The sequence below is a fragment of the Micromonospora sp. NPDC002411 genome, assembly GCF_053592955.1.
On the sequence record NZ_JBSFBM010000360.1, the window covers coordinates 1 to 6,595 of the forward strand.

Consider the following 6,595-nt stretch of genomic DNA (forward strand, 5'->3'; position numbering starts at 1 on the left):
GGAGAGCCGCTCGACGAGCAGCACACCGGCACCCTCCGCCCAGCCGGTTCCATCGGCGTCGTCGGAGAAGGACTTGCACCGGCCGTCGGGCGCCAGGCCGCGCTGCCGGGAGAAGTCGACGAACGTACCGGGGGTGGCCATCACTGTCACCCCGCCGGCCAGTGCCATGACGCACTCGCCGTTGCGCAGCGCCCGCACCGCGAGGTGCAGGGCCACCAGGGAGGACGAGCACGCGGTGTCCACGGTGACCGCCGGGCCCTCCAGGCCGAAGGTGTACGCCACCCGGCCGGAGACCACACTGCCGGCGTTGCCGACACCCAGCAGACCCTCGACTCCGTCAGCCGAGCCGAGCCGGCTGACGTAGTCGTGGTACATCACCCCAGCGAACACACCCACCTGCGCTCCCCGTACGACCGCCGGGTCGATCCCGGCCCGCTCGAACGCCTCCCAGGAGGTCTCCAACAACAGCCGCTGCTGCGGATCCATGGCGAGCGCCTCCCGTGGCGAGATTCCGAAGAATCCCGCGTCGAAGTCGCCCGCGTCGTAGAGGAAACCGCCCTCCTTGGTGTACGTGGTCCCAGGATTGTCAGGATCGGGATCGAACAACACCCCTACATCCCAGCCCCGGTCAGGGGGGAACTCCCCGATCGCGTCACCACCGCTGTCGACCAGCTGCCACAGGTCCTCGGGGGTCGTCACACCGCCGGGGTAGCGGCAGGCCATGCCGACGATCGCGATGGGTTCGTCGGCCGTGACCGCCCTGCTCACACCGGCCGTGGGGCTCTCGTCGCCACCGCCGAGAGCGGTGTTCAGGTGGTCGGCCAGGGCGACTGGGGTCGGGTAGTCGAAGACCAGGGTGGCGGCCAACCGCAGCCCGGTCGCGGCGTTCAGCCCGTTGCGCAGCTCGACGGCGGCGAGTGAGTCGAAGCCGAACTCGCTGAACGGGCGGTCGGCGACAACGGCCCGTCCGGAGCCGTGGCCCAGCACGCCGGCCACGTGGGTGCGTACCAGATCGAGCAGTTGGTCGCGGCGCGCGGCCGGCGCCAGACCGGCGAGCCGGCGCACCAGGGCGGCGTCGCCGGACGCCCGACCCGCGCGCTGCCGGGGGATCGCGCGGACCATGCCGCGCAGGACGCCGGGGACGTGCGACGGGGTCGCCGACGGGTCGAGCCGGACCGGTACGAGCAGGGCCTGGCCGTCGGGGCCGGCCTGGTCCAGCGCGGTGAGCGCCACGTCGGTCGGCAGCGGCAGCACACCGGAGCGGGCCATCCGGTCCAGTTCCGCCGGGGCGAGACCGGCGGCCATGCCGTCCGCCCACGGTCCCCAGGCCAGCGAGGTCGCGGCCAGGCCGGCGGCGCGCCGGTGCGCCGCGAGGGCGTCGAGGAAGGCGTTGGCGGCGGCGTAGTTGCCCTGCCCCGGGCCGCCGAAGACGCCGGCGGCGGAGGAGAACGACATGAAGGCGGAGAGGTCCCGGTCGCTGGTGAGTTCGTGCAGGTGCCAGGCCGCGTCGACCTTCGGTCGCAGGACGGCGGCGGTGCGGTCCGGGGTGAGGCGGTCGATCGTACCGTCGTCGAGGACTCCGGCGATGTGGACGACGGCGGTCAGGTCGGGCGCTGCGGCGAGGACCGCCGCGAGGGCGTCCCGGTCGGCCGCGTCGGCGGCCACCACCATCGCGGTGGCGCCGAGGCCGGCCAGGTCGGCGACCAGCTCGGCGGCACCGGGCGTGTCCGTGCCGCGGCGACCGAGCAGGATCAGGTCGGTGCAGCCGTGACGGGTCGCGAGATGCCGGGTGACGATCCTGCCGAGGGCGCCCAGGGCACCGGTGACCAGTACGGTCCCGGTGCCGAAGTCCGGGCCGTCGCCGGTCGGGCGGTGCGGAACGAGCCGGGGTACGAGGACAGCGCCACCGCGCACCGCGACCTGGTCCTCTCCGGCTGCGGCGATGGCTGCCAGTCGGGCGTCGTCCGGGTCGTCGCCGGGCTCGGCGTCGACCAGCAGGAAGCGGCCCGGGTTCTCGGACTGGGCGCTGCGGATCAGGCCCCAGACCGCGGCGCCGGCCGGGTTCGGGACCGTGTCGTCCGGGTTCGCGGCCACCGCCCCGGTGGTGAGCACGAGGAGACGGGCGTCGTCCTGCGCGAGCACGGCCTGCGCGGCGGCGAGCGCCTCCACCGTCACCGCGTGCGCGGCGGCGGCCTGGTCGCCCGGGACCTGCGGGACGCGCAGCACGGTCAGGTCCCGCGCGGTCGACTCCACGGGCACCGGAATCGGCGACCAGGACAGCGTGTGCAGCACCGACGGCGGGGCGTACGGCCGCAGGAGCAGGGACTCCACGCTGACCGTGGGGCGACCGAGGTCGTCGGTCAGATCGATCCGGACGGTGTCGGTGGCGGTCCGGGTCAGCCGGGCGCGGGCGGCGCTGCCGGTCTGACCGTGGCGGGTGACACCGGTCCAGGAGAACGGCACCTTGGCCTCCCGGCCGGCGTCGCCGGTCAGGCCGAGGACGTGCAGGGCGGAGTCCAGAAGCGCCGGGTGCGCCGCGTACCCGTCGGCGTCACCGTCGAGGGCCAGATCGGCGTGGAGGGTGCCGTCGGTGGCGCGCCAGGCCCCGCGCAGCCCTCGGAAGGCGGGACCGTAGTCGAGGCCACGGTCGGCCAGGTCGTGGTAGAGGTCGCCGAGGTCGAGCGGGGTCGCGCCGGGCGGCGGCCATTCGTCGGTGTCCGGGGCGGGCACTGTGGCGGGGCTGACCGTACCGGTGGCGTGTGCCGCCCAGCGGACCCCGTCGGTGGTGGCGTGCACCGCGACCGGTCGACGTCCGGCGTCGTCGGCCGGGCCGACCCGGACCTGGAGCTGCACGCCGCGTTCGCCGGCCACCACCGGGGCGGAGAGGACGAGGTCGTCGACGTGGTCGCAGCCGGCCTCGGCGCCGGCCGCGAGGACCAGTTCGAGCAGCGCGGTGCCGGGCACGACGACCGAGCTGGCGATGCGGTGGTCGGCCAGCCAGGGCACCGAGCCGGTGCTCCAGTGGCCGGTGTGTACCCGCTCGTCGTCGCTGCCGGCCAGCGGGACCATCGCGCCGAGTAGCGGATGCGTGCCGGCGCCGGCCTCGCCGACGGCGGCGGCCGGCCAGTAGCGGCGGCGTTGGAAGGCGTAGGTGGGCAGGTCGATCAACCGTCCGCCGGTCAGGCAGGGCGTCCAGTCGACAGCGACGCCGCGCACGAAAGCCTGCGCGAGGGCGGTGAGCAGCGTGGTCGGTTGGTCCCGGTCAGAGCGTTGCACTGGTACGAACACCGCGTCGCTGACGCAGTCCGCGCCCATGGCCGACAGCACCCCGTCGGGGCCGATCTCCACGAAGGTGCTGACGCCCAGGCTCTCCAGGGTGGTGATCCCGTCGGCGAACCGGACGGCCTCGCGCACGTGCCGCACCCAGTAGCCGGCGTCCTGCGCTTCGGCGACCTGCCCGGTCACGTTCGACACGATCGGGATGCGCGGCGACTCGTAGGTCAGCGTCGCCGCGACCGAGGCGAACTCGGCCAGCATCGGCTCCATCAACACCGAGTGGAACGCGTGACTCACCCGCAGCCGCTTGGACTTGAACGTCGCCGCGACGGCCGCGACCTCGTCGGCGACACCCGAGAGGACCACCGAGCGCGGGCCGTTGATCGCCGCGACGGATACCCCGTCGGTCAGCAGCGGCAGCACCTCCGCCTCGGTGGCCCGCACCGCGACCATGACACCGCCCGCCGGGAGGGCCTGCATGAGGCGACCTCGGGCGGTGACCAGCCTCGCCGCATCAGGCAGGGACAGCACCCCGGCGACGTGCGCGGCGGCGATCTCACCGATCGAATGCCCCACCAGGTAGTCCGGGGTGACACCGAACGACTCCACCAGGCGGAACAACGCGACCTCGACGGCGAACAACGCCGACTGCGTGTAGACCGTCTGGTCCAGGTCGTCACCCTCGGCGATGGCGTCGCGGATCGACCGGTCCAGGTGCCGGTCCAGCTCGGCGCAGGCAGCGTCGAACGCTTCCGCGTACACCGGGAAGGTTCCGTAGAGGGCCAGGCCCATGCCGGGGCGCTGCGAGCCCTGGCCGGAGAACACGAACGCCGTCCGGCCGGTCACCGGCACGCCGGTGACCAGAGCGGGGTCCTGCTGGCCGGCGGCGAGGGCGTCGAGGGCGGGCCGACCGAACGCCACCGCCCGGTGCGGGAGGCGGGCCCGCCCGGCGAGGGTGTACGCGGCGTCGAGCAGGTCCACGTCGCCGTCGGCCAGGAGCCGGGTGGCCTGCGCGGTCAGCGCTTCCGGGGTACGGGCGGACAGGAGCAGCGGTACGTCGACGGTCGCCTCGCGTGCCGGCCCATCGGGTGCGGGGTCCGGTTCGGGTGCCGCTTCGAGGATGACGTGCGCGTTGGTGCCGGAGACCCCGAAGGAGGAGACCGCCGACCGGTGGGGACGCCCGTCGCCCGTCCACTCGCGGGCCTCGGTGAGCAGGGCGACCGAGCCGGACGACCAGTCGACGTGCGAGGTCGGCTCGTCGGCGTGCAGGGTGCGGGGCATCAGCCCGGCCCGCATCGCCATGACCATCTTGATGATGCCGCCGACTCCGGCTGCGGCCTGCGCGTGACCCAGGTTCGACTTGATCGAGCCGAGCCACAGCGGCCGGTCGGCGGCGCGGCCCTGCCCGTAGGTGGCGAGCAACGCCTGCGCCTCGATCGGGTCGCCCAGCACCGTGCCGGTGCCGTGGGCCTCCACCACGTCCACGTCGGCGGTGGACAGACCGGCGTCGGCGAGCGCGGCCCGGATCACCCGCTGCTGGGCGGGGCCGTTCGGGGCGGTCAGGCCGTTCGACGCGCCGTCCTGGTTGACGGCAGTGCCCCGGACCAGCGCGAGCACCGGGTGACCGCGCCGGCGGGCGGTGGAGAGCCGCTCGACCAGCAGTACACCGACGCCCTCGGACCAGCCGGTGCCGTCGGCGCCCGCCCCGAACGCCTTGCAGCGCCCGTCGGCGGCGAGCCCACCCTGTCGGGAGAACTCCAGGAACATCGTCGGCGTGGCCATCACCACGGCGCCGCTGGCGACGGCCATCGCACACTCGCCGTTGCGGATCGCACCGATCGCCAGGTGCAGCGCGACCAGTGACGACGAGCAGGCGGTGTCCACTGTGACGGCCGGGCCCTCGAAGCCGAAGGTGTACGCGAGCCGGCCCGAGATGACACTGGCGGCGGTGCCGGTGAGCAGGTAGCCGGTGCTGGCGTCCCGGCCCTGCAGCAGCGTGTCGTACCCCTGGGCCGAGGCCCCCACGAAGACGCCGACCTGCTCGCCGCGGACCGTCTCCGGGTCGATGCCGGCGCGTTCCAGGGCCTCCCAGGTGGATTCCAGCAGCAGCCGCTGCTGTGGGTCCATGGCCAGTGCCTCGCGCGGCGAGATGCCGAAGAAGTCGGCGTCGAAGTCGGCGGCGTCGTGTAGGAAGCCCCCACGGTCGGTGGCCGAGCCGCCGTCCCGGTCTGTGTCGAAGAGGTCGGCCCGCCACCCCCGGTCCACCGGGACCGCGCTGATGCCCTCGGCGCCGTCGGCCACCAGTCGCCACAACTCCTCCGGGGTGCTGATGCCACCCGGGTAGCGGCAGGCCATCGCGACGATCGCGATCGGATCGTCGTCGTCCCCGGTGGCGGCGGTGGAGGGTTGGGGTGCCTCCGGGATGGCACCGCCGAGCAGTTCGTCGCGCAGGTGGGCGACGAGCGCGAGAGGGCTCGGGTGGTCGAAGGCGAGTGTCGCGGACAGCCGGAGCCCGGTCACGGCGGTGAGCCGGTTGCGCAGTTCGACGGCTGTCAACGAGTCGAACCCGAGTTCCTTGAAGGCTCGGCCGGCGACGACGTCGGACGGGGCGTGCCCGAGGACCGCGGCGACGTCCGCCACGACGATGTCCAGGAGGATCCGTTCGGCCTCGGCCGGTGCGGTGGCCAGCCGACGGCGCAGCGCGGTCGCCGCGTCGGCCGGTCCGGCGCTGCCGGCCGGGCGGGTCACACCACGGACGAGGCCCCGGAGCAGCGGCGGCGGGGTGGTGCCGGCGGCGACGGTACGGGCGAGTCGCACCGGAACGGTCAACGACTCGTCGACGCCGAGCGCCGCGTCGAGCAGCGCCAGCCCCTCACCGGTGCTGAAGCCGAGCACACCGGTGCGGTCCATGCGCCGCGTGTCGGTGTCGTCCAGCCGTCCGGCCATGCTGGTCGTGGCGGTCCACGGGCCCCAGGCGAGCGAGATCGCCGGCCGGCCCTGGGCGCGGCGGTGCGCGGCGAGCCCGTCCAGGAACGCGTTCGCGGCCGCGTAGTTGGCCTGCCCGGCCGCGCCGAGCAGCCCGGACAGCGACGAGAAGAGCACGAACGCGGCGAGCGGCTGATCCTGGGTGAGGTCGTGCAGGTGCCAGGCCGCGTCGACCTTGGGGCGTAGCACGCTGCTCAACCGGTCCGCTGTCATCGCGCCGAGGACACCGTCGTCGAGGACGAGTCGGCCGGTCGGGGTGCCGCCCTGGACTGGAAGACCAGCCTGCAGGAGCTGACGGCGGCGCTCGGGCTCGGCGTTCCGGAGTACCGGATCG

2 pseudogenes are annotated in these 6,595 nt (G+C 74.2%); one reads left to right on the forward strand and one right to left on the reverse strand.

The window, feature by feature from the left end:
• Positions 1-6,501: pseudogene (locus tag ACWCO3_RS29495) on the reverse strand (SDR family NAD(P)-dependent oxidoreductase); the annotation flags it as partial.
• Here ACWCO3_RS29495 and ACWCO3_RS29500 point away from each other — a divergent pair.
• Positions 6,502-6,595: pseudogene (locus ACWCO3_RS29500) on the forward strand (ribonuclease III); the annotation flags it as partial.